The sequence below is a fragment of the Rhodoferax sp. genome (assembly GCF_012927445.1).
Classification (GTDB): domain Bacteria; phylum Pseudomonadota; class Gammaproteobacteria; order Burkholderiales; family Burkholderiaceae_C; genus Rhodoferax.
Genome location: NZ_JABBPD010000004.1, coordinates 987676 through 1008211 on the forward strand (window position 1 = coordinate 987676; position 20536 = coordinate 1008211).

21 protein-coding genes are annotated in these 20536 nt (G+C 60.1%); 2 read left to right on the top strand and 19 right to left on the bottom strand.

The window, feature by feature from the left end:
• Positions 1 to 66 precede the first annotated feature (66 nt).
• The 11 genes from gshA to HHJ17_RS10370 all read right to left on the bottom strand — a co-directional run bounded on the left by gshA (position 67) and on the right by HHJ17_RS10370 (position 11011).
• Positions 67 to 1362, bottom strand: a complete 1296-nt coding sequence (gshA, locus tag HHJ17_RS10320) for a glutamate--cysteine ligase (protein WP_296497773.1) — start codon at positions 1360 to 1362, stop codon at positions 67 to 69.
• 109 nt (positions 1363 to 1471) lie between these two features.
• Positions 1472 to 2497, bottom strand: a complete 1026-nt coding sequence (locus tag HHJ17_RS10325; RefSeq protein WP_296497776.1) for a DUF6352 family protein — start codon at positions 2495 to 2497, stop codon at positions 1472 to 1474.
• A gap of 1 nt (position 2498) precedes the next feature.
• Positions 2499 to 2828: a c-type cytochrome gene (locus tag HHJ17_RS10330; RefSeq protein ID WP_296497777.1), complete on the bottom strand. Its 330-nt coding sequence runs from the start codon at positions 2826 to 2828 to the stop codon at positions 2499 to 2501.
• Complete coding sequence (locus HHJ17_RS10335; protein WP_296497780.1) at positions 2825 to 4159, bottom strand: glutamate-5-semialdehyde dehydrogenase; 1335 nt, start codon at positions 4157 to 4159, stop codon at positions 2825 to 2827. The genes HHJ17_RS10330 and HHJ17_RS10335 overlap by 4 nt, the downstream gene beginning before the upstream one ends.
• A 28-nt stretch (positions 4160 to 4187) precedes the next feature.
• Positions 4188 to 5261, bottom strand: a complete 1074-nt coding sequence (gene holA / locus HHJ17_RS10340; RefSeq protein WP_296497782.1) for a DNA polymerase III subunit delta — start codon at positions 5259 to 5261, stop codon at positions 4188 to 4190.
• Positions 5233 to 5763 carry an LPS assembly lipoprotein LptE gene (gene lptE, locus HHJ17_RS10345; protein WP_296505697.1) on the bottom strand — a complete coding sequence of 177 codons (531 nt, stop codon included), beginning with the start codon at positions 5761 to 5763 and terminating at the stop codon, positions 5233 to 5235. The genes holA and lptE overlap by 29 nt, the downstream gene beginning before the upstream one ends.
• A gap of 12 nt (positions 5764 to 5775) precedes the next feature.
• The gene (gene leuS / locus HHJ17_RS10350; protein WP_296505698.1) at positions 5776 to 8472 is read right to left on the bottom strand and encodes a leucine--tRNA ligase; all 2697 of its coding nucleotides are present in this window, start codon (positions 8470 to 8472) and stop codon (positions 5776 to 5778) included.
• Positions 8473 to 8515: 43 nt separating this feature from the next.
• Positions 8516 to 8968, bottom strand: a complete 453-nt coding sequence (locus HHJ17_RS10355) for a biopolymer transporter ExbD (protein WP_296505699.1) — start codon at positions 8966 to 8968, stop codon at positions 8516 to 8518.
• 17 nt (positions 8969 to 8985) lie between these two features.
• Entirely contained in the window at positions 8986 to 9639 is a 654-nt protein-coding gene (locus HHJ17_RS10360) for a MotA/TolQ/ExbB proton channel family protein (RefSeq protein ID WP_296505700.1), read from the bottom strand.
• A complete protein-coding gene (gene dapB / locus HHJ17_RS10365) occupies positions 9636 to 10451 on the bottom strand; it encodes a 4-hydroxy-tetrahydrodipicolinate reductase (RefSeq protein WP_296497798.1) in 816 nt (271 codons plus the stop codon). Before dapB ends, HHJ17_RS10360 begins: the two co-directional genes overlap by 4 nt.
• Positions 10452 to 10468: 17 nt before the next feature.
• Positions 10469 to 11011, bottom strand: a complete 543-nt coding sequence (locus HHJ17_RS10370; protein ID WP_296497801.1) for an outer membrane protein assembly factor BamE — start codon at positions 11009 to 11011, stop codon at positions 10469 to 10471.
• Between the two features lie 83 nt (positions 11012 to 11094).
• Here HHJ17_RS10370 and fur point away from each other — a divergent pair, with 83 nt between their 5' ends.
• Positions 11095 to 11586, top strand: a complete 492-nt coding sequence (gene fur, locus HHJ17_RS10375) for a ferric iron uptake transcriptional regulator (RefSeq protein ID WP_296497804.1) — start codon at positions 11095 to 11097, stop codon at positions 11584 to 11586.
• 3 nt (positions 11587 to 11589) lie between these two features.
• Here fur and hprK read toward each other — a convergent pair whose 3' ends face one another.
• The 3 genes from hprK to raiA all read right to left on the bottom strand — a co-directional run bounded on the left by hprK (position 11590) and on the right by raiA (position 13469).
• The gene (hprK, locus tag HHJ17_RS10380; protein WP_296505701.1) at positions 11590 to 12540 is read right to left on the bottom strand and encodes an HPr(Ser) kinase/phosphatase; all 951 of its coding nucleotides are present in this window, start codon (positions 12538 to 12540) and stop codon (positions 11590 to 11592) included.
• Between the two features lie 39 nt (positions 12541 to 12579).
• Positions 12580 to 13047 (bottom strand): PTS sugar transporter subunit IIA, encoded by a 468-nt coding sequence (locus tag HHJ17_RS10385; RefSeq protein WP_296505702.1) that lies wholly within the window; start codon positions 13045 to 13047, stop codon positions 12580 to 12582.
• Positions 13048 to 13139: 92 nt separating this feature from the next.
• Positions 13140 to 13469 (bottom strand): ribosome-associated translation inhibitor RaiA, encoded by a 330-nt coding sequence (gene raiA, locus HHJ17_RS10390; protein WP_296497813.1) that lies wholly within the window; start codon positions 13467 to 13469, stop codon positions 13140 to 13142.
• 421 nt (positions 13470 to 13890) lie between these two features.
• Here raiA and HHJ17_RS10395 point away from each other — a divergent pair, with 421 nt between their 5' ends.
• Positions 13891 to 14880, top strand: a complete 990-nt coding sequence (locus HHJ17_RS10395) for a magnesium and cobalt transport protein CorA (RefSeq protein ID WP_296497816.1) — start codon at positions 13891 to 13893, stop codon at positions 14878 to 14880.
• A 37-nt stretch (positions 14881 to 14917) separates the two neighbouring features.
• Here HHJ17_RS10395 and HHJ17_RS10400 read toward each other — a convergent pair whose 3' ends face one another.
• The 5 genes from HHJ17_RS10400 to HHJ17_RS10420 all read right to left on the bottom strand — a co-directional run bounded on the left by HHJ17_RS10400 (position 14918) and on the right by HHJ17_RS10420 (position 20401).
• A complete protein-coding gene (locus tag HHJ17_RS10400) occupies positions 14918 to 15679 on the bottom strand; it encodes a 5'-methylthioadenosine/adenosylhomocysteine nucleosidase (protein WP_296497818.1) in 762 nt (253 codons plus the stop codon).
• Positions 15680 to 17353 carry a long-chain-fatty-acid--CoA ligase gene (locus HHJ17_RS10405; RefSeq protein WP_296505703.1) on the bottom strand — a complete coding sequence of 558 codons (1674 nt, stop codon included), beginning with the start codon at positions 17351 to 17353 and terminating at the stop codon, positions 15680 to 15682.
• 101 nt (positions 17354 to 17454) lie between these two features.
• Positions 17455 to 18891, bottom strand: coding sequence for an NAD(P)(+) transhydrogenase (Re/Si-specific) subunit beta (locus tag HHJ17_RS10410; RefSeq protein ID WP_296505704.1), 1437 nt, complete (start codon positions 18889 to 18891; stop codon positions 17455 to 17457).
• Complete coding sequence (locus tag HHJ17_RS10415) at positions 18888 to 19208, bottom strand: NAD(P) transhydrogenase subunit alpha (protein WP_114969385.1); 321 nt, start codon at positions 19206 to 19208, stop codon at positions 18888 to 18890. Before HHJ17_RS10415 ends, HHJ17_RS10410 begins: the two co-directional genes overlap by 4 nt.
• Positions 19209 to 19273: 65 nt before the next feature.
• Complete coding sequence (locus HHJ17_RS10420; RefSeq protein WP_296505705.1) at positions 19274 to 20401, bottom strand: Re/Si-specific NAD(P)(+) transhydrogenase subunit alpha; 1128 nt, start codon at positions 20399 to 20401, stop codon at positions 19274 to 19276.
• Positions 20402 to 20536 lie beyond the last annotated feature (135 nt).

Below are 20536 nucleotides of genomic sequence, written 5' to 3' on the forward strand. Positions count from 1 at the left end.
GACTAGCTCCAGGAATGTTGCAGCGCAACAACTACCGGCCGCAAAGTTTGTTTACTTTGTCTGAGATTACTCGTACACCTCGGCGTCCGGGTCGGTGGCTTCCAGCTCGTAGCTGGCGGCCAGCATGGCCAGACGGCCCACCACCCCGTACATATAAAAGCGATTGGGGGCACTGGCGCCGGGCCGGATACCCGGCTGCGGCAAGTTGGCACTGGGCTCAAAAGCCAGTGGCACGAAGCTGGAGCCCGGTGCATTGAGGTTTTCATCAGCGCCGCGCCCGGCATGAATCCGGTAAAAGCCGCCAACCACGTAGCGGTCCATCATGTAAACCACCGGCTCGGCCACCGCGTCATTCATGCGCTCCTTGGTCAGCACGCCTTCTTGCACCAGAATATCGTGGGCTGGCGGACCTTCCCGCGTGCCGCTCATTTGGCTTTGCGCTTTGAGGCTGAGTGCTTCCAGGTCTTTGACATCGCGCACCGTCACGATGCCCAGGCCATGACTGCCGTTGTCGGTCTTGACCACCACGAACGGCTTTTCCTTGATGCCGTATTCCTTGTACTTGCGGCGAATTTTGCCGAGCAGGGCATCGACATGGGTACTCAGGCATTCCATGCCGACGCCCTCCGCCAGGTTGACTTCACCGCATTTCTCGAACATCGGATTGATCAGCCAGGGGTCCACACCGAGCAACTTGCCAAGGCGCTTGGCCACTTCTTCGTAGCACTTGAAATGCTTGCTCTTGCGCCGGGTGGTCCAACCCGCATGCAGCGGCGGCAACAGGTATTGCTCGTGAATGTCTTCCAGAATGCCGGGGATGCCGGCACTCAGGTCGTTGTTCAGCAGGATGGTGCAGGGGTCAAAGTCTTTGACACCCAGACGACGCTTGTTGCGGATGACGGGCTCCAGCGTGATGCTGTCACCGTTGGGCAGTTCAATCGTGGTGGTTTTTTTGATCGCCGGATCGATCGAGCCGATGCGCACGTTCAGGCCCGCCATGTGGAAGATGCGCCGCAGTTGCACCAGGCTGGACAGGTAAAACGTGTTGCTCGCGTTGTTTTCGGGGATCAACAGCAGGTTGCGGGCCTCGGGGCAGATCTTCTCAATCGAGGCCATGGCGGCTTGCACGGCGAGCGGCAGCATGGCGGGGGTGAGGTTGTTCCAGCCGGCCGGAAACAAATTGGTATCAACCGGCGCCAGCTTGAAGCCGGCATTGCGCACGTCGACCGAGCTGTAAAACGGCGGCGTGTGCTCCATCCATTCCAGGCGAAACCAGCGTTCAATGGCCGGCATGGAGTCCAGCACGCGCTGCTCAAGTTCATTGATGGGGCCAGTTAGCGCGGTGACGAGATGTGGAACCATGCGGCCCTCTTTAGAGAAATGATCGAAATATTTTACGAGGTGGGGCTGCTATTGAGCCATTCAAGCCCCACCCCGTCAAGGCCCGGGCCGGCACCTCGGCGTTCCCCAATTATGAGCGGCGCGCCAGGGGCAGGTTCAACAATAAGTTCTGCGGCTTGAGCTTGAGCCGGTTTTGTTCGTCCATCGCCATGGCGAGGTACACCGGCCGCCCCGCCACCTCGGCCAGCATGTCGGCCGGGTTGACAAATTCCAGGCGGAACAGGCACATCAGGCGGCGCATGCGGTCCTCCGCCACCTCGACGCCGGTGTACAGGTCGTTCAGCAGGCTGCTGGCCTGCGCATCAAGCCCCACATGCCAGACCCAGTGCTCGTCCACGATCTCGCGATCGGTCTGGATGCGCACCTCGACGCGCAGAAAATGCGCAATCCAGCGCTCCAGCACGCGGCACAGGGCATCCAGCGCTGGCTGGCCATGATTCAGGCTGACCACCAGGTCCAGGTGTTCACTGCGCGGCCAATAGGCCTCGGCATTCTCGGTGACCAGCACGTCCAGGTCCACGCTGCGCAGCGGCACGCCGCCTTGTTTGAGCAATTCGCCCAGGCTGCCAAAGCCACCGGAAAGGGCATGGCGCTCCACGGTTTCGTCATCGGCGGCCATGACGGCACCGTCTTCCAGAATGGAGATTTTTTGCGGGCGAAACAGCATTTCGGCGGCACGGGCCTCCAGGGCGGAGGCTTCTGCACCCAGGATATGGCGCAGCAAAATCTGGGTCAGTTGCTGCACCATGACCGGCGGCACATCCACCCCTTCGCCCTGGAACAAGGCCAGGTAACTGGCCTCCAGCGTCGGCCAGGCGAGCAAACGGGTCCGAAACCGCAGCCAGACCGCGTAGTTGTCCGCGGCGTCGCGGTCCTGCAGCGCGGCCAGCGCCGCGGGCGCAATCTCACTGCGCGGCGTTTGCAGCAGTTGTTCAAACAGCGCCAGCTCCGCCGCACAGGATGCCGGCACGGGCGCGAGCTCCGGGCGCTGCAGCAGACTGCGCAAAAAGTCATCGCTGACGCCCAGATGGCCGGCGGCGGTGTGGGTTAGCAGGTCGTAGCCGCAGGTCGGCCAGAAATCATGCGCGTGTGCCAAGTTACTTACCTCCTTCAACCAGCCAATGAATCAGCGCCGTGGCCGATTCAGGGGTCAGTTGTTCATGGGCGTCGATATGCTGGAACATTTCGCCAGTGAGAAATTTGGTGACAAGTTTTTGCTCGCCGTCCGGGTCGCCCTGATAGCGGGCGAGTTTGCTGGCCAGGCGCTCAAAACTGGGCGCTTCGCCGCTCAAAGCGGTGCCGTGGCAGTTGTAGCAACCTTTGTCGCTGGCCAGTTGGGAACTGGCCTGCCCGGCCAACGGCCAAGTCAGCGCGGCCAGCAACATGGCGGCGAGGGTGATTCGATGGGGCAGGGCGTGGCGCATCATGTCCGCACTTCGCCGTCGCCCAGCACCACGTACTTGAGCGAGGTCAGGCCTTCAATGCCGACCGGGCCACGGGCGTGGAACTTGTCGGTGCTGATGCCGATTTCGGCGCCCAGACCAAACTCAAAACCATCGGCAAAGCGGGTGCTGGTGTTGACCATGACACTGGCGGAATCGACCTCGCGCAGAAACTGCTGCGCGTGCATGTGGTCGCGCGTGAGGATGGCATCGGTGTGGTGCGATGAATACTGGTTGATGTGGGCAATCGCCTGGTCCACGCCGTCCACCAGTTTGATGCTGATGATGGGTGCCAGGTATTCCTCGTACCAGTCGCTCTCCTGCGCCAGTACCAGACTGGGCGCCGAAGTTGCTCCTGAATTAATAGCTGCCAGCGCATGTACCACGGGGGCCAGAGGCATATTTGACTGCAAAATAGCCAGCGACTCGGCATCGCAGCGCATCTCGACCCCTTTGTCGGCGTAAATCCGGCCGATCAAGGGCAAGAATTCAGCCGCCACGCCGCGCGCCACCAGCAAGCCCTCGGTCGCGTTGCACGGGCTGTATTTGCTGGTTTTGGCGTTGTCGGCCACTCTGACCGCCATCGCGATGTCGCACGGATCATCGACATAGACATGGCAATTGCCGTCCAGATGCTTGATGACCGGCACTTTGGCGTCGCGGCTGATGCGCTCGATCAAGCCCTTGCCGCCGCGCGGAATGATCACGTCCACGTACTGCGGCATGGTGATGAGCTGGCCCACCACCTCGCGGTCGGTGGTTTGCACCAGCTGCACCGCATCGACCGGCAAACCGCTGTCGGCCAAGGCCTGTTGCACCAGCAGCGCCAGTGCCTTGTTGGACTCAATCGCCTCCGAGCCGCCGCGCAAGATGCAGGCATTGCCGCTCTTGATCGACAGGCTGGCCGCTTCAATCGTCACGTTCGGCCGGCTCTCGAAAATCATGCCGAAGACGCCAATCGGCACCCGCATTTGGCCGACCCGAATACCGCTGGGTTGCTGCTTCATGCCGATGATCTCGCCAATCACGTCCGCCATGGCGGCCAGCTGTTCACAGCCCTGGGCGCAGGTTTCCAGCACCTGGGGCGTGAGCTTGAGCCGGTCCACCATCGGCGCCGCCAAGCCCGCTGCCACCGCGCGCTCAATGTCTTTGGCGTTGTCGATTTGCAGTGGCGCCACGTTGGCGCGCAGCAGTTCGGCCAGCTTGCGCAACGCTCTGTTTTTGGTAGCAGCTTGCGCTTTAGCCATCAGGGCTGAGGCCTGTTTTGCCTTGGAACCCAGGGCCTGGGTGTAATCGACGATGTTGAGGACGTTCATGGTTAATTCTCTCACGGAGGTGCGCCTGTTAGCGCCCGCGCGGTGCCGGCGTCTGCACGGCACAGGGCTGGCACAGCAGCATCGCCAGGCGGTGCAAGGCTTGCCAGTTATCGGTGGGCCAGTCGGGCTGCTTCAGGCCTTTCACAATACCATCCACCTGGTGCGCCGCCTGCAGCAACTGCGCCAGCATGGCGTCGCTCAGGCGCGGCAGCACGCGTTCAAACAAACGTTCTTTCACGCCCCAGACCCGCTGCTCGCGCAGCGCCATCGGCATCGGGCGGCCCTGCGCCATGGCGTCCTTGACCCGTTTGAGGGCACGAATATCCTCGGCCAGCGTGTAGTGCACCAGCACTTCGGCCTCGCCTTCGGCCTGCAGCCCGTCCAGCATGCGCTGCACGCGGGCGGTCTGGCCCGCCAGCACGGCTTCCGACAGTTTGAACACGTCGTAGCGCGCCACGTTCAGCACGGCGCTCTCAATCTGGTCAAACGTCAGCTCGCCGGGCGCAAACAAGAGCGCGAGTTTCTGGATTTCCTGATGCGCCGCCAGCAAATTACCTTCCACCCGATCGGCAAAAAACTGCAGGGTGCGCTGCCCGTCTTCGCCAGCGGCCACCCGCTGGCCTTGGCTGGCGAGCCGTTGCGCAATCCAGGAGGGCAAGGTGCCGCGCTCCACCGGTTCGACCGCAATCGTGATGCCAAAACTCTCCAGCGCACCAAACCAGGCGCCGCTTTTGGTCAGCTTGTCCAGCCGCGGCAGCATGATGAGGGTGAGCGTCGAATCGTTGTCGCGGGATTGCTCGGCCAGCTGTTGAATCGCAGCACTGCCTTCCTTGCCCGGTTTGCCGGAAGGAATGCGCAGCTCGACGATCTGCTTGTCGGCAAACAGGCTCAGGGAGCCACCCGCCGCCAGCACCTCGCTCCAGTCAAAGTGCGCGCCGGCCACGGTGTGCGAGGTGCGCTCGGTGAAGCCCTGGCTGCGGGCAAACGTGCGAATGGCGTCGGCCGCTTCCTGGATCAGCAGCGGCTCGTCGCCATGCAGGGTGTACAGGCTTTTCAGGCCTTTCTGCAACTGGTTAGCGAGTTGATTCGGGGCTAGCTGCATTGTTGAGATTGACTTTTGCCAGACGCCGCATGAGCTGCTGCACGATGTCGCTTTGCATGTCGCGGTACAACAGGCCCTCCTCGGCTTCCTTGGCCAGCACGGCCGATTCGTTGAAACTGATGTCGCGCTGTTGCAGAATTTCGGTGTCCGGCGTCAGTTCCGCGCCTTGCGGCGTGCGAACCCGGAACCTCACCCGGATGCGCAGCTGGAACTCACGCACCTGCCCCGATGAGTTGGTACTCACCACCGTTTTTTCCCGCAGTTCCTGCAGGATATCGAGCACCACCTGCGCGTTGGCCAGCGGCTCATTAAGCGGCAGCACCCGCACCGTGTTGCCAAAAGACCGGCGCAACTCAACGGCCAGCGGTCCGCCCGGATTGGGCATGATCGCAATCGTCTGGAAGGTATAGTTTTGCGGGCCGCGCAGCTTGAAGCCACAGCCTCCCAGCAGACCGGCCAGGCCGACCTGGCCCATAAGTGTGACGACGGAACGACGTTGCATATTGTTTTTGGTTTACACCACCAGATTGACCAGACGCCCCGGCACCACAATGATCTTCTTGGGGCTCGCCCCTTCGGCCAGCTTCAGAAAAATCTCGCTGCTCGTCGCCGCCAGTTCGATCTCGGCCTTGGACGCGCCCGCCGGCACCACGATGGCGCCGCGCAGCTTGCCGTTGATCTGCAGCATCAGTTCAATTTCATCCTGCACCAGGGCCGCTTCATCCGCCACCGGCCAGGGCGCATCCAGCAAATCGCCGTACTGGGCCGCGTAGCCCAACTCGTCCCACAGCGCGTGCGTCAGGTGCGGCGTCGCCGGGTAAATACTGCGCAGCAGCATGCCCAAGCCTTCCCGCACCGCCGCCCGGCTGCCCTTGGAACTGTCGTCGTTGAAGTTTTCCAGCGCATTGAGCATCTTCATCGCGCCCGACACCACCGTGTTGTACTGCATGCGCTGGTAGTCGTAATCGATCTGTTTGAAGATGGTGTGGATTTCCAGCCGCAGGGCTTTGGCTTCCTTGCTGAAATTTATATCTTTCAGGCCTGTAGCCCCCGTCCCGCCTGCGCGACCAGCTCCTGTATCGATAGCAGACTGCTTGACGCCAAAATTCCAGACGCGGCGCAGAAAACGGTACGAACCCTCCACCCCGGCGTCGTTCCACTCCAGCGTGGCCTCGGGCGGTGCGGTGAACATGGTGTACAGGCGCGCCGTGTCGGCGCCGTATTTCTCGATCAGATCCTGCGGGTCGACGCCGTTGTTTTTGCTCTTGCTCATGGTGCCGACACCTTCGTAGGTGATGAGCGTGCCGGCCGGCAGATCGCCCTTGGCCTGGCGGAGTTTGGCGCCGATGACCTTGCCGGCTGCGTCCTGGATGTCTTCCACCTCGTGCGGCCAAAAGTACTCCATGCCGCCCTTGTCGGCTTTGCGTGAGTAGATGTGGTTCAGCACCATGCCCTGCGTCAGCAGCTTGGTGAAAGGCTCATCGACCTTGACCAGACCGAGGTCGCGCATGACCTTGGTCCAGAAACGGGCGTACAGCAAATGCAGGATGGCGTGTTCGATGCCGCCGATGTACTGGTCCATCGGCATCCAGTAGTCCGCGCCGGCGCCGACCATGGCCTGGTCGTTCTGCGGGTCGCAGTAGCGCATGTAGTACCAGCTGGAATCGACGAAGGTGTCCATGGTGTCGGTTTCGCGCCGTGCGGCCACGCCGCAGATCGGGCAGACGACGCCGGCGTGGAAGCCTTCATGCTTGTGCAGCGGGTTGCCCGAGCCGTCCGGCACGCAGTCCTGCGGCAACACGACCGGCAAATCTTTCTCGGGCACCGGCACGGCGCCATGCTCCGGGCAATGAATGATCGGGATCGGTGTGCCCCAATAGCGCTGGCGGCTGACACCCCAGTCGCGCAGGCGCCAGGTGGTTTTTTTCTCGCCCAGGCCTTTCAGCAGCAGGGCATGGCTCACGGCGTTAACTGCATCCTTGAAGGCCAAGCCGCTGAAGCTGTCGGAGTTGATGGTGACGCCGCGCTGCTTGTCGCCATACCAGTCCTGCCACTGGTCGTAGTCGTATTCCAGGCCATCGACCAGCACCACTTCCACGATGTCAATGCCGTATTTCTTGGCAAAGGCAAAGTCGCGCTCGTCATGCGCCGGCACGCCCATGACGGCGCCGTCGCCGTAGCTCATCAGCACGTAATTACCAACCCAGACTTCGACCTGATGGCCGGTCAGGGGATGGGTCACGAACAGGCCGGTCGGCATGCCTTCTTTTTCCCGCACCGCCAGTTCCGCCTCGGTGGTGCCGCCTTTTTTGCACTCTTCGATGAAGGCGGCCAGTTTTGGGTTGGTCTGGGCGGCATGCGTGGCCAGCGGATGCTCGGGCGCCACCGCGCAAAAGGTCACGCCCATGATGGTGTCAGCCCGCGTGGTGAAGACGTACAGGCGGCCATCGTCAATCAACTTGCCAGTGGCATTTTTGATGTCGTGCAGGAAGGCGAAGCGCACGCCCTCGCTCTTGCCGATCCAGTTTTCCTGCATCAGCTTGACGCGCTCGGGCCAGCCCGGCAGGCCGGTCTTGACGTGCTCCAGCAGCTCGTCGGCGTAGTCGGTGATCTTGAGGTAGTAGCCCGGAATCTCGCGTTTTTCCACCACGGCGCCGGTGCGCCAGCCCTTGCCGTCGATCACCTGTTCGTTGGCCAGCACGGTCATGTCGACCGGGTCCCAGTTGACGACCTGGGTCTTGCGGTAGGCAATGCCTTTTTCCAGCATCTTCAGGAACAGCCACTGGTTCCATTTGTAGTATTGCGGATCGCAGGTGGTGACCTCGCGACTCCAGTCCACCGCCAGCCCCATCGCCTGCATCTGCTTCTTCATGTAAGCGATGTTCTCGTAGGTCCACTGGGCTGGTGGCACGCCGTTCTTCAACGCGGCGTTCTCGGCCGGCAGGCCAAAGGCGTCCCAGCCCATCGGCATCAGCACGTTGTACCCATTCATGCGCAGGTAGCGCGAGAGCATGTCGTTGATGGTGTAGTTGCGCACATGGCCCATGTGCAGCTTGCCGCTCGGGTACGGCAGCATGGAGCAGGCGTAAAACTTCTTTTTCTGCTTGCCCTGCGCGTCACGCGCGTCTTCCAGCACGCGGTAGGCATCCACCGCCGTCCATTGGGCGTGGGCCGCTTTTTCGACGTCGATATGGTTGTATTTTTCTTGCATTTGGATTCACTCTCAGGCGATCAAAAGATCGCGGTCAACGATTTTAGGGTTTGCGGAGGGCCGCCGCAGCGGGTGCCACGGGCGCCGTCGGGTCGGCCACAAAACCGATTCGGTTCAAGCCCGCTTTTTGCGCTGCACCCATGACTTCCACGATGCGGCCGTAGGGCACGGCGGCATCGGCCCGCAACTGCACTTCGGTGTCGGGATTCACCTTGGCCGTTTGCAGCAACTTGGCGGTCAACTCAGGCTGCGCCACCGGCTGGTCGTTGAGAAAAGCCTGTCCGGCACGGTCCACCACCACCGTCACGAATTTCGGGGCATCCCCGGGCTGGGCGGCTTCAGTTTTGGGCAGGTCCAGCTTGATGGAACTCGCCAGCAGCGGCGCCGTGATGATGAATATCGCCACCAGCACCAGCATCACATCGACCAGTGGCGTCATGTTGATCTCGCTCATCGGCTGCGGGCCTTGGGAGCGTTCGAGACGGCCAAAAGACATGTCGTGTCCCGGTCAGCTTAAGCCGGACGCGCGGACTGGCTGCTCGCCAACTCCCGCAGGTCACGGGCGAACCCTTCCAGCTCGGCCTCAATCCGTCCGATGGCGCGGCCCAGCACGTTGTAGGCCAGCACGGCCGGAATGGCGACCGCCAGACCGGCGGCGGTCATGATGAGCGCCTCGCCTACCGGGCCGGAAATTTTGTCGATCGTCACCTGGCCGGCATTGGCAATGCCGGTGAGGGCGTGATAGATGCCCCACACCGTGCCCAACAAGCCGACAAACGGCGCGGTGGACCCGACTGTGGCCAGCAGCACCTGGCCATGCTGCAGTTTGGTCAAGGCCGCGTGCAGGGCGTCGCGCAGCACCCGGGTCAGCTGCTGGGACTTGTCACCAGCGGCCGCCAGCGTGCCAGGCGCTTCAATTTTTGTAGCAAGAACCATAGGAACGACAAGGGCTTCACGGTCAAAAGCTTTGAGCTTTTGCAGCGCCTCGGCCACCGTGGCCGACTGCCAGAACGCCGCCACGCAGCGCACCACATCGCCACTGGCACGGTGCAGCAACCACGACTTCCACAGGATCACGACCCAGCTGCCGACCGACATGGCCAGCAGCAGCAGCGCCACTGACCGGGTCACCGCATCGCCCTGCAAAAATAGCTGGACCGCGTTCATTTCAGGTTGAGGACGTCAAACATATCGAACAAACCGGTGGTTTGCCGTCCGAGAAAACGCACCGCGCGCAGACTGCCCTGGGCATAGGTGGCGCGGCTGGATGACTTGTGGGAAATCTCAATGCGCTCACCAATCCCGGCAAACAACACGGTGTGGTCGCCCACAATGTCGCCGCCCCGAATGGTGGCAAAACCAATGGACGACGGATCGCGTTCGCCAGTGACGCCTTCGCGGGCATAGACCGCACAGTCCTTCAGGTCACGCCCCAACGCGTCGGCAATTACTTCGCCCATTTTCAAGGCGGTGCCTGACGGCGCGTCGACCTTGTGGCGGTGATGTGCCTCGATGATTTCAATGTCATAGCCGGTGGCCAGGGCCTTGGCCGCCATCTCCAGCAGCTTGAGGGTGACATTCACCCCGACACTCATGTTGGGCGCCATCACAATGGCGATGTCGCGGGCTACCGCTGCAATCTCGGCCTTTTGCGAATCGTTGAAGCCGGTGGTGCCAATCACCACGTTGACACCCAGTTCGCGGCACACCCGCAAATGGGCCAGCGTCCCTTCAGGGCGGGTGAAATCGATCAGGGTGGTGGCATTTTTCAGTCCTGCCGCCAAGTCAGCCGTGATCGACACGCCACTCATCAGTCCGAGAAAGGCCATCGCATCGGCGCCAATGGCCGGACTGGTTGCGACGTCCAGCGCCCCGGCCAGGGTGCAATCATCGGCGGCCCGGATGGCTTCGATCAGCATCTGCCCCATGCGGCCAGAGGCGCCCGCGACAGTGATTCGATGGGTCTTGAGTTCAGTCATTGTGGAAGCGGCACCCATTAACGGCCAGCGGGCTCTAGCGGCGGGTAGCTCTCAGGCAACGGCGGCAGCGGCTTCGGCTCCTCCATTTTGGCCGGCACCGGCAATTGCTTCAAACTTTCTTCCGTCATCTCCAGCACCGGCACCTTGCCTGATTTGCGGCCGGAATCCAGCGAGGCGACGAACTCGGCTTCCGTGGGCAAGGGATCGGCTTCAATCCGCTCCAGCACATCACCCTGGAAAAACACAGTGACTCTGCGCTCCTGCGGCGCCAGGTTCTGGCGCTTGAAGGTAAAAACATAGTCCCAGCGGTCGGCATGGAAAACACTGGTCAGCAAAGGCGTGCCCAGAATATCGCGCACCTGCATGCGGCTCATGCCCGGCTGGATGGCTGCCGCTTGTTCTTTGGACACAAAATTGCCTTGGACAATGTCAATTTTGTAGGGCGTCACCCAACCGGCAATATTGTTACTTGCGGAATTCATGCTGCCACAAGCCACCAGACTTGCGCTCGCGGCAAAGAGCAGGATCAAACTGGCACTACGATGTTGAAAATCAGACATGGGATGAGGTGTGGCGATATGATCAGTTCATTGTACTGGCTGTCCCCGCAAGGGTAGCCTGCTGCTGGCACGAGAGAAACCCCATGACCAATATCGACGAACTCAAAAGCACCGGACTCAAGGCCACCTTGCCGCGGCTGAAAATACTGGAAATATTCCAGAAAGGCACCCAGCGCCACATGACGGCCGAGGATGTTTTTCGCATTTTATTGCAGGATCGCGCCGATGTCGGTTTGGCCACGGTTTACCGTGTTCTAGCCCAGTTTGAGCAGGCAGACATTCTGAGCCGCAGCCATTTTGAGAGTGGCAAGGCCGTGTACGAACTGAATGAAGGGCAGCACCACGACCATCTGGTGTGCCTGGATTGCGGCAAAGTGGAGGAGTTTTATGACGCCGAAATTGAACGGCGGCAGCACGCGGTCGCCAAGACCAAAGGCTTTGCCATCGCCGACCATGCGTTAAGCCTGTACGCCCACTGCACCACAGAAAACTGCCCGAACCGGCCGGCAACCCCCGGCAGCCCAGATGAAAAAAGTCCCACGAAGCGCCACTTGACACCAGCAGGACTAAAGTAAGTTTCAGTCCGCCGGGTCCATGGCTTTGCGGTGGCGCTCGACAAACTCCTGGTACGTGTCGATCCCGCGCAGCTGGAGAATGGTGTTGCGCACCGCGGCTTCCACCAGCACGGCAATGTTGCGGCCCGCCACCACCTGAATCACCACTTTGCGCACCGGCACGCCCAGCACATCCTGGGTCAGCGGCTCATAGGGAATGCGCTCATACTCGCGCTCCATCGTTTCGCGCCGCACCAGATGCACGATGAGCTTGAGCCGCATCCGGCGCCGCACGGCGGTTTCACCAAAGATGCAGCGGATATCGAGCAGGCCGATCCCCCGCACTTCCAGCAGGTTCATCAGTAATTCAGGGCAACGACCCTCGATGGTGTCCTGATTAATGCGAAACAGATCGACCGCATCGTCAGCCACCAAGCCGTTGCCACGCGAGATCAGCTCCAGGCCCAACTCGCTTTTGCCCAGCCCGGACTCGCCCGTGATCAGCACGCCCAGACCAAGAATATCCATGAACACGCCATGCATCAGGGCGCGGTCGGCAAAGTGCTTGGACAGGTAAGCCCGCAGCACATCAATCACGAACGCCGAGGAACTCTGCGTGGCGAACATGGGAATCTGGGCCCGCTCGCACATTGACAGCAGCGCCTCCGGCGCAACCTGGCTATCCGCCAGAATCAGCACGGGCGGCTCCAGTGTGACGATGCGGGAAATTCGGCGCGCACAGTCTTCCGGCGTGGCGTTGGTGAGGTAGGCAATCTCGCGCTCACCCAGGATCTGGACGCGATAGGGATGGATGTAATTGAGGTGACCGACCAGATCGGCGCCGGAGCGGGCCGCCCGTACCGCGCCCTCGTCAAAGCGGCGCTCTGACGCGCCCAGTCCGGCCAGCCACTCCCATTTCAGGGTGCCACGAAATTCCTCGAACAACACATCAGCGCTGACAACGGTAGGTTTCACATTCAGTCCAGTCGCAGCAAGCAGGAAGAGAAAACGCGATCAGGCCATTTGCGCCGATTGCCAGTTGGCAATGAGGCCATGCAAATCAGCCGCACTGGCACTGGCGGCCAGTTTTTCACGTAAATTTGAATCACTGAGCATTTCAGCAATTTCGGACAGGATTTCGAGGTGTTTTTGCGTTGCGGCCTCAGGCACCAGCAAAAAAATCAACAAATTAACAGCTTGCTCGTCCGGTGCATCAAAGCCGATCGGGCGCTCCAGCAAGAGGACCGCTGCCATCGGTGCCTTGAGGCCCTTGATACGGCCATGCGGAATCGCAACGCCATGCCCCAGGCCGGTGGACCCCAGCCGCTCGCGAGAAAACAGGCTATCCGTCACCAGCGAACGACTGAGGCCGTGAAGGTTTTCAAACAGCAAGCCAGCCTCTTCAAAAGCTCTTTTTTTGCTGGTGGCATCAACATGCACGAGCACTTGTTGAGCAGACAGGATGGACGCTAGTCGATTCATAATTCGGTAGGCGATTATGCACTCAAGCCATTTGGGATATAAAAAAGCCGCGCGGGTGAGCGTGCGGCTTTGTCGGGGTTCAGGCGGGGGCCTCACATCAATCGTTTCGGCGCCTCATGATGATGGCTCTGCAAACGGTCTTTGTGTCGAACGACCTGGCGATCAAGTTTGTCCACCAACTCATCCACAGCAGCGTACAAATCAGCGTGGGAACTTTCGGCAAACATGTCATTGCCCTTGACATGAATATTGCACTCGGCACGTTGCCGTCGCTCTTTTTCCTTTTGCTTCTCCACGGTAAGCAGCACTTTGACATCCACAACCTGGTCAAAATGCCGAACGATTCGATCAAGCTTGCTTGTAACGTAACTACGCAGGGCCGGGGTGACCTCAAGGTGATGACCGCTGATCGTCAAGTTCATAAATAGCCTCCTGTTGCTCTCGGGGTTGAAAAAGCCATCTACGAAATGCAGACAGCACACAAACCAAAATTCAATAAAACACTGTTCACAAATTAACTATGCGGCTGGTAAACCGAAAATGCAATACTTTTCGTTGACGCATTGCAACAAAACCGGCATTAACACCCCCTTCATTTGCGCGATTTTTTGTCTTTTTGGGCTTGCCATCCCGCATTTTTATTCAGGAAAGGCCCCTCTTTTGTAGTTTATTGCGGTTGGGTACTGGCGCTGCAATGCGATAATTTCGACATCTTGACTCTCGGAGAAAACTCCTTGGAAACCTGCCCTAGTTGGTAGCTTTCAACTCCCTTAGCTGCATCGGGGTTGAAAGCGATACCCCTCGATCTCTGCCAGATGCAATCAATTACAAGGGAGTGAGCCCATGCTCAACATCTTTACGCTCGCCAATGGTCGACTCTTCCAGGAAGAGATCGAGTCACTGGAAGAACTGTCAAATTTCCAGCCGATCTGGGTCGATCTGGAATCACCGACCCTCGAAGAAAAACGCTGGGTCAAGCAGTATTACGGCCTGTCCATCCCGGAAGATGCGATGGACGAGGACATTGAAGAGTCGGCACGCTTTTACAAAGAAGACAACGGCGAGCTGCATATTCGCAGCGACTTTTTGGTCGCCGACGACACCGAGCCCCACACGGTGCGGGTCGCCTTCATCCTGAACCTGGTGAATGACGAGCTCAAGAGCAAGGGCGTACTCTTTTCCATTCACGATGAAGACGTCCCCGTGTTCCGCTTGCTGCGGATGCGGGCACGCCGCGCCCCCGGTCTGATTGAAGACGCGAAGGAAGTGCTGCTCAAGCTGTTCGACGCCGACGCCGAATACTCGGCCGACACGCTGGAAGGCATTTACGATGAACTTGAAATCGTCAGTAACAAAGTGCTGTCCGGCAACATGACAGATGCCTTGGCCGGCGAGGTGCTGGGCGCCATTGCCCGCCATGAAGACATGAGCGGGCGCATTCGCCGCAATGTAATGGACACCCGCCGGGCCGTGAGTTTCATGATGCGCAGCAAGATGCTCAATGGCGAGCAGTTTGAAGAAGCGCGCCAAATTTTGCGCGACATGGATTCGCTGGACTCGCACACGGCATTCCTGTTCGACAAGATCAACTTTTTGATGGATGCCACCGTGGGTTTCATCAACATCAACCAGAACAAGATCATCAAGATTTTCTCGGTGGCCAGCGTGGCGCTGCTGCCGCCGACCTTGATTGCCAGTGTCTATGGCATGAACTTGAAGTTTCCGGAGCTGGAGTTTCTCGGGGCTTTGAGTTACCCGTACACGGTGGCCCTGATGGTGGCCAGCGCGCTGGTGCCCATGTGGTATTTCCGCAAACGTGGCTGGCTTAAGTAAAAAAGGCTTGCAGCCCTTGCACCACCTGCACAAGTCGCTACTTTTTTGGTAGCAGCTGCAAGAACTGCCCGATGATGGCCTGGGCGTAATGGCGGGCGACCTCGGTCACGAACTGGGGGAAATCCACATGCGCCTGGTCATCGGCACGGTCCGAGATGGTGCGCATCGCCGCAAACGGTACCCCGTAGTCAAAACACACCTGCGCGACGGCGGCGCCCTCCATTTCCACGGCCAGCGGGATAAAACCGCCCGCCTGCAAGGCCTCTTGCAAAACACGTGATTCGGAGGCGCCGGAAACAAAGCGATCCCCGCTGGCAATCAGCCCGGAATGGACCGAGGCACTTGCATGCCACTTATTTTGCTCAAAATGGCTTCCAGCCCCCGTCAATCCTGCGTGAACAGCTTCCAAAAGGATAGCACTCAGGGCCTCATCGCAGGCAAAGCGGGAGCGGTCATAGAGCGGAATCTGGTAGCGCGGGAAAATCGGCGAGGCATCCATGTCGTGCTGCACGAACTCCGTGGCCACCACCACATCGCCCACCTGAACCCCCGGCCCGACACCGCCCGCCACCCCGGTGAAAACAATCCGGTTAACGCCAAACGCCTCGATCAGGGTCGTGGCGGTGGTCGCCGCCGCCACCTTGCCCACTCTGGACAGGCCCAGCACGACGCGGTGGCCGTGCAGTTCCCCGCGCCAAAAGTCGCGTCCGGCCCGTGTGAGTTGGACCGGGTTCGTCAGTTGCTCAAGCAGGCCCTGCTGTTCTTCGAGCAGGGCACTGAGAATGGCGGTCGTGGTCAATTATTTAACGCGCAGTTCCCGGCGCAGAATTTTGCCGACCGGGGTTTTTGGCAATTCCGTGCGGAACTCGATGATCTTGGGCTGCTTGTAGCCGGTGAGGTTTTCTTTGCAGTAGGCACGAATCTCGGCCTCGGTCAGGTCCTGGTTTTTCTTGACGATCACCAGCTTGACGGCCTCCCCGGTTTTTTCATCCGGCACCCCGACGCAGGCGCACTCCAGCACCCCTGCCAGCTGGGCCACCACATCTTCCAGCTCGGTCGGGAAGACATTGAAGCCGCTGACCAGAATCATGTCTTTCTTGCGATCCACGATTTTGAAGAAACCGCGTTCATCCATCACGCCGATGTCGCCCGATTTAAAGAAACCATCCGCCGTCATGACCTTGGCGGTTTCATCCGGGCGCTGCCAGTAACCGGCCATCACCTGCGGCCCTTTGATGGCAATCTCGCCCGACTGGCCGACCGCGACCTCATGGCCGTCATCGTCCAGCAACTTCATGAAGGTGCTGGGCAGCGGCACGCCAATGGTGCCGGTGTATTCCTTGGACGTTACCGGGTTGCAGCTGGCGGACGGCGAGGTCTCGGACAGGCCATAGCCCTCGCAAATCGGACAGCCGGTTTTTTCAAACCACAGCTTGGCAACACTGCTTTGAACCGCCGACCCGCCGCCCACCGAAACCTTGAGGTGACTCCAATCCACCGTCTTGAAATCCGGATGGTTGGCCAGCCCGTTGAAGAGCGTATTGACGGCCGGCAGGCTGTGAATGGTGTGCTTGGACAGCTCTTTGAGCACCGCCGGCAAATCACGCGGATTGGGAATCAAAATCAGCTTGCCGCCGGTGCGCATGGACAACATCATGCCCACGGTAAAGGCAAAGATATGGTACAGCGGCAAGGCGCAGACGCTGGTGGGCTGCTCGGTAGCGGGCACCAGTTGCATGACGGGCTGATTCCAGGCTTCCGACTGGAGCACATTCGCCACGACATTGCGATGCAGGAGCACCGCCCCTTTGGAGATTCCGGTGGTGCCGCCGGTGTATTGCAGCACCGCGACATCGTCGGGCTTGATGTTGACTTTTTTAAGCGAACTCCGGGCGCCCAGTGCCACCGCTTCATTGAAGCGCACGGCGCCGGCCAAATTGAAATCAGGCACCATCCGTTTGACATGGCGTACCACGTAGTTGACCAGCGCCCCCTTCAGGAAGCCCAACTGATCACCCATGGCACACAGCACCACGTGCTTGACCGGCGTGGCGACAATGCACTTGTCCAGCGTGGCGGCGAAATTCTCGATGATGACAATGGCTTTGGCGCCAGCGTCCTTCAGTTGGTGCTCCAACTCACGCGGCGTGTACAAGGGGTTGATGTTCACCACCACATAACCGGCGCGCAGAATGGCAGCCACGGCCACCGGGTATTGGGGCACATTGGGCATCATGATGGCCACGCGATCGCCCTTGACCAAGCCAAGGCTCTGCAAGTAAGCGGCAAAGGCCTGGCTGAGGCTGTCGGTTTGCCCGTACGTCACATCCCGGCCCATGAAACTGTAGGCGGTGCGATTGGCGTACTTTGTGAAGCTCTCCTCCATCAGGGCCACCAGCGAAGGGTACTGCGCGGTATCCAAATCGGCAGGAACACCTGGCGGATAGCTCTTGAGCCAAATACGGTCTGTCATTGTCATGTCTCCAAATCTTGAATGCGCGGCGAATTGTTGCCGCGGGCACCGCTCTTGACGGCGGTGTTCGCCCTGAAATTACAGGGCGTTGCGTCGCTCGCCTATTCGATCGCCTTGCCCATGTCCTCAACCACTTTTTTGGCATCGCCAAACACCATCATGGTCTTGTCCATGTAGAACAATTCGTTGTCCAGGCCGGCATAACCGGCGGCCATGCTGCGCTTGTTCACAATAATGGTTTTGGCCTTGTAGGCTTCCAGAATCGGCATGCCGTAAATCGGGCTGCCCTTCACGTGCGCCGCCGGGTTCACCACGTCATTGGCGCCGAGAATAATGGCGACATCGACCTGGCCAAATTCGCCGTTGATGTCTTCCATCTCGAACACCTGGTCGTACGGCACTTCGGCCTCGGCCAGCAACACATTCATGTGACCCGGCATGCGCCCCGCCACCGGGTGAATGGCGTACTTGACCGTGATCCCTTTGTCGGTGAGTTTTTGCGCCAGTTCCTTGACCGCATGCTGGGCCCGGGCCACTGCCAGGCCGTAGCCGGGGACGATCACCACTGTTTCGGCATTGCTCAAGACAAAGGCGGCGTCGTCGGCACTGCCACTCTTGACGGGACGTTGTACTGCGGCACCAGCGACGGCAGTCGCCGTCTCGCCGCCAAAGCCGCCCAAAATCACGTTGAAGAACGAGCGATTCATCGCCTTGCACATGATGTAGCTCAGAATCGCGCCCGAACTCCCCACCAGTGAACCGGCGACGATCAGCATGGCGTTGTTCAAGCTGAAACCAATACCGGCGGCGGCCCAGCCGGAATAGCTGTTCAGCATGGACACCACCACCGGCATATCGGCCCCGCCAATCGGGATGATGATGAGCACGCCCATCACAAAGGCCAGCGCCAGCATGGCAAAGAAGGCCGACCAACTCCCGGTGAAGGTGAACACCAGCCCGAAGGCGAGCATCGCCAGCCCCAGCACCAGATTAAGCTTGTGCTGACCGGGAAACTGCACTGGTGCGCCGCGGAACAAACGGAACTTGTACTTGCCCGACAGCTTGCCAAACGCAATCACCGAGCCGCTGAACGTGATGGCGCCGATCGCGGCGCCCAGGAACAACTCCAACCGGTTACCCGTCGGAATGGCCAGCCCCTTGGCGGTGATGCTGAAGGCCCAGGGCTCGGCCACCGCCGCCACCGCAATGAACACGGCGGCCAGGCCAATCATGCTGTGCATGAACGCCACCAGCTCCGGCATCTTGGTCATCTCGACGCGTTTCGCCATCACGGTGCCGGCGGTGCCGCCCACCAGCAGCGCGCCCAGCACCCAGGACATGCCGGCGGCGCCGTTTTGGCCCATCTGCCCGGCCAGCTTGTAGATCAAGGCGGCGGTGGTGACGATTGCCACCCCCATGCCGATCATGCCGAACAGGTTGCCGCGGATCGAGGTGGTGGGATGGCTCAAGCCTTTAAGCGCCTGAATGAAACAGACGCTGGCAAAGAGGTACAGCAGGGTAACGAGGTTCAGGCTCATTGGGCACCTTCCTTGACAGCCACTTTTTTATCTTTCTTCTTGAACATTTCCAGCATGCGTCGGGTCACCATGAAGCCACCGAACACATTGACAGCCGCCAGCGCCACCGCCAGCACGCCCATGCTTTTACCGAGCGTGGTTTCCGTCAGGGCGGCGGCCAGCATGGCGCCAACAATCACAATGGCCGAAATGGCATTGGTCACGGCCATCAACGGGGTGTGCAGCGCCGGCGTGACGGTCCAGACGACGTGGTAGCCCACATAAATGGCCAGCACAAAGATGATCAGGTTAGTGATCGTGGGGGACAGAATATCCATACTTATCTTCTCCAGTTGGGGACAGCGCTTGCCGCCATGCGGCTACGGCTTGTCCCACAAGGTCATTACTTGCGTTTGACTTCGCCCGCCTGAGTCATCAGGCAGGCCGCGACGATGTCATCATTCAGGTCAATGTTCAGCGCGCCCTCTTTGCTGATGATCAGCTTGAGAAAGTCGAGCACATTGCGGGCATACAGCGACGACGCATCGGCCGCCACCAAGGCCGGCAGATTGGTCTCGCCCACCAGGGTGACGCCATACTTCACCACCGTTTTGTCAGCCTCGGACAGCGGGCAGTTGCCGCCGCCATTGGGGCCCTTGCCAGCGGCGATGTCGATGATCACCGAACCCGGCTTCATGCTTTTGACCATCTCTTCGGTGATCAGCGTCGGGGCCGGTCGACCCGGGATGAGCGCAGTGCTGATCACGATGTCGGCCATGGCAACGCGCTTGGCGACTTCCGTTTTTTGCCGGTCCAGCCAGCTTTGCGGCATCGGCTTGGCATAACCACCGACGCCGACCGCCGCTTCTTTTTCTTCCGGCGTGTCATACGACACATCGATGAACTTGCCGCCGAGCGATTCGACCTGTTCTTTCACGCTGGGGCGCACATCCGACGCCTCGATCACGGCGCCGAGCCGCTTGGCGGTGGCAATGGCCTGCAAGCCCGCCACCCCGACCCCCAGAATGACGACGCGGGCCGCTTTCACGGTGCCGGCAGCGGTCATCAGCATGGGGAAAAAGCGCTGGTATTGGTTGGCGGCAATGATCACGGCTTTGTAGCCAGCAATATTGGCCTGACTCGACAGCACGTCCATGCTTTGGGCGCGCGAGGTGCGGGGCGCTGCCTCCAGCGCAAAGCCGGTTAAGCCGGCCTGCGCCAGCTGCTGCAAGCCGGTGGCATCAAACGGGTTGAGCATGCCCACCACGCAGGTACCGGGCTTCATCAGCGTCGCTTCCGTCTCCGACGGACTGCGCACTTTGAGGACCAGCTCACAACTGAAAGCGCCTGCGGCATCGGTAATTTCTGCACCGGCGGCGGTGTAGGCGTCATCCGGCACGCTGGCCGACACGCCCGCACCGGACTGGATGCGAATCGTGTGACCTTGCGCTTTGAGTTTTTTCGCCGTCTCGGGGGTGACGGCAACACGGGTTTCTCCCACTGTAGTTTCAGTGGGTACACCAATCAGCATGGGGTGACTCCTCTTTTAGTTGATTTTTAGCTTGCCGCAAGCTTACATCAGTTTTATTGGCTTTTTGAGGCGGGTTAGCCCGGCCTGTCGCCTGCTTGCCGGTCACATTTTCGTGTGGAAGTTGCGCATAATCCG

Bases quoted from the DNA above. Each gene is read 5' to 3' on its own strand.
- holA (WP_296497782.1), bottom strand. From the start codon at position 5,261: ATGCAGCTAGCCCCGAATCAACTCGCTAACCAGTTGCAGAAAGGCCTG.
- HHJ17_RS10415 (WP_114969385.1), bottom strand. From the start codon at position 19,208: ATGGATATTCTGTCCCCCACGATCACTAACCTGATCATCTTTGTGCTG.
- HHJ17_RS10395 (WP_296497816.1), top strand. From the start codon at position 13,891: ATGCTCAACATCTTTACGCTCGCCAATGGTCGACTCTTCCAGGAAGAG.
- HHJ17_RS10385 (WP_296505702.1), bottom strand. From the start codon at position 13,047: ATGAATCGACTAGCGTCCATCCTGTCTGCTCAACAAGTGCTCGTGCAT.
- leuS (WP_296505698.1), bottom strand. From the start codon at position 8,472: ATGCAAGAAAAATACAACCATATCGACGTCGAAAAAGCGGCCCACGCC.
- HHJ17_RS10335 (WP_296497780.1), bottom strand. From the start codon at position 4,159: ATGAACGTCCTCAACATCGTCGATTACACCCAGGCCCTGGGTTCCAAG.
- HHJ17_RS10370 (WP_296497801.1), bottom strand. From the start codon at position 11,011: ATGTCTGATTTTCAACATCGTAGTGCCAGTTTGATCCTGCTCTTTGCC.
- lptE (WP_296505697.1), bottom strand. From the start codon at position 5,763: ATGCAACGTCGTTCCGTCGTCACACTTATGGGCCAGGTCGGCCTGGCC.
- HHJ17_RS10355 (WP_296505699.1), bottom strand. From the start codon at position 8,968: ATGTCTTTTGGCCGTCTCGAACGCTCCCAAGGCCCGCAGCCGATGAGC.
- HHJ17_RS10330 (WP_296497777.1), bottom strand. From the start codon at position 2,828: ATGATGCGCCACGCCCTGCCCCATCGAATCACCCTCGCCGCCATGTTG.
- gshA (WP_296497773.1), bottom strand. From the start codon at position 1,362: ATGGTTCCACATCTCGTCACCGCGCTAACTGGCCCCATCAATGAACTT.
- dapB (WP_296497798.1), bottom strand. From the start codon at position 10,451: ATGACTGAACTCAAGACCCATCGAATCACTGTCGCGGGCGCCTCTGGC.
- HHJ17_RS10360 (WP_296505700.1), bottom strand. From the start codon at position 9,639: ATGAACGCGGTCCAGCTATTTTTGCAGGGCGATGCGGTGACCCGGTCA.
- HHJ17_RS10405 (WP_296505703.1), bottom strand. From the start codon at position 17,353: ATGACAGACCGTATTTGGCTCAAGAGCTATCCGCCAGGTGTTCCTGCC.
- HHJ17_RS10420 (WP_296505705.1), bottom strand. From the start codon at position 20,401: ATGCTGATTGGTGTACCCACTGAAACTACAGTGGGAGAAACCCGTGTT.
- HHJ17_RS10410 (WP_296505704.1), bottom strand. From the start codon at position 18,891: ATGAGCCTGAACCTCGTTACCCTGCTGTACCTCTTTGCCAGCGTCTGT.
- raiA (WP_296497813.1), bottom strand. From the start codon at position 13,469: ATGAACTTGACGATCAGCGGTCATCACCTTGAGGTCACCCCGGCCCTG.
- fur (WP_296497804.1), top strand. From the start codon at position 11,095: ATGACCAATATCGACGAACTCAAAAGCACCGGACTCAAGGCCACCTTG.